General features: G+C 45.9%; 1 protein-coding gene. It reads right to left on the bottom strand.

What is annotated here, in order from left to right:
* On the bottom strand, nucleotides 1-1,809 hold a 1,809-nt coding region (locus tag KDK16_RS05420; protein WP_257275036.1), incomplete at both ends, for a DUF4116 domain-containing protein.

Below are 1,809 nucleotides of genomic sequence, written 5' to 3'. Positions count from 1 at the left end.
GTTTATTTGTTTTGCTGCCTCGATAAAAGCCTTATCACTTCCAAGCTCGAAAGCAACAAACATGAACACACGAGGATTCTGTGCAATTAAGGTCAGCATGTACTCGCGATCATTCAATAAAGTTTTACTGGCACCTATTAAGATATCAATATTGACAGCCATTAAGCTTTCAATAAGGTTTTTATCGCTTCGGATTCTTTCAGCGGCATAACACAAAGCTTTCGGAGACTTTGCGACAGCGGCCTTGATGACATCAATATCATTCCTCAGATCGTCACTCAAATATGGCAGTTCTCCTGGATGTTCTGAAATGGTGGGCAATACAAAGTCTTTATCATTCCGAACCCGTGAACTGGCATATTTCAGTCCATGCTTGCGCAGGGTATTCATGACCTTTTCTTTATGATCCCCAAGCGGTGGACTCGGTGGCGCATAAAACTCCAATCCGTAACGGTAAGATGGATTAATAACAAAACACTGATTACCCAAGTCATAAAATTGCTCAACCACACTGATAGCGCTTTTAGGATCTAATAATAAAAAATGATGCAAGAGCTCCCTGCGGCTGCCCTCACTGATCTCATCACTCATTAACATTTCCCACAGACTGTCTTCCGGTTTTTCCTTAAGAAACACTGACCTCTTACACACACCCAACCGCCGGGCATGATGAGCAAACTGTTGGTGGTGTTCCTTCAAAAACCGCCAGCAAGGGTCAATGAGCCCACGAGTCCCACTCAGAAAAGACTTTACAAAAAGGCAATGTTGAAAGGCGAATCTATCCGCTTCTGTCGCTATATCACGATTAAGGCTTTGTGCCAGCAAGTTAAAGTCCCACCGACCTCCTTCAAAAATGGGCGTACCGTCTAAATCACAATCCAGATCAGACATGGCACGTAACACAATGATCAGTTTTTCAAAGGCATCATGCATGGTTTGAGGTGATTTCATTCGGGGGCATTCGACGGTCATTTTACCCGCTACAGCGTTGCAACCCAGCTTCATGCTACCCGCATTTTTATCCAGTCCGATCTCCTTCAATAATTGCGCCAGAAACCACATACGCCTGAACTTGCCGGGTTTATCACCGTAGGTTAAATCAAAGTTGTCGGAGAATGTCAGCCGCAAGGTTCGTCCTTTACCTCCCTCTGCGTGCTCAAGTAGCTCGATAAGACCCACATGAACCCCTAACTTCAGGTTAACAATCACGGCTTCATTCATACAGATGACAGTTCCTGAAAGTTTTAGCTCTTCCATAGATGCTTTTCCGGAAGAACTCAATAGCGTTGCCTTTTCACCCGGGGTCGTACAGTCGACATAAGTGATTTTATTTTTCGTAAACACCCTGCCCTGAGCCGAAGCCAGAGCGACCTGTGCCAATGCCTCTACAAAGCTCTTATGTAAGACAAAAATCAGCTCATGGACACTCTTCACCTTCTCAGCCTCAACAGGGTTGAGAGCTTGAAGACAGGATTGCATTTGATGACAGTCTGCCACCCACGGGCGAAACATTCTCCGAGATAACTGGCCGCCTTCAGCGGCTTGCATTGGCAGAATGATACTCTTTAAACCGGAGCGGATGGTCCGTTTCAGCGTCTCGAACCGGTATTCCAATTGCGGTAATTCTATCAGCAATCGCTCGACCTTGGGTGGACTGTTGTCGCCCGCCAGTAGCAAAAAGGCCCGATAACCCTTCAACAGTACTTCAGCCCCATGAATTAGCCGATTTACGTTATCCCTCGTCTCAGCCAGTAGTTTTGATCGTTGTGGCGACATGCTTAATTTTATGGGGTTTGCCAGACAATCCAG

This window comes from Endozoicomonas sp. SESOKO4, from assembly GCF_024606275.1.
The sequence above is the reverse complement of the archived record's forward strand: the minus strand, read 5'-3'. Positions and strand labels throughout refer to the sequence as shown.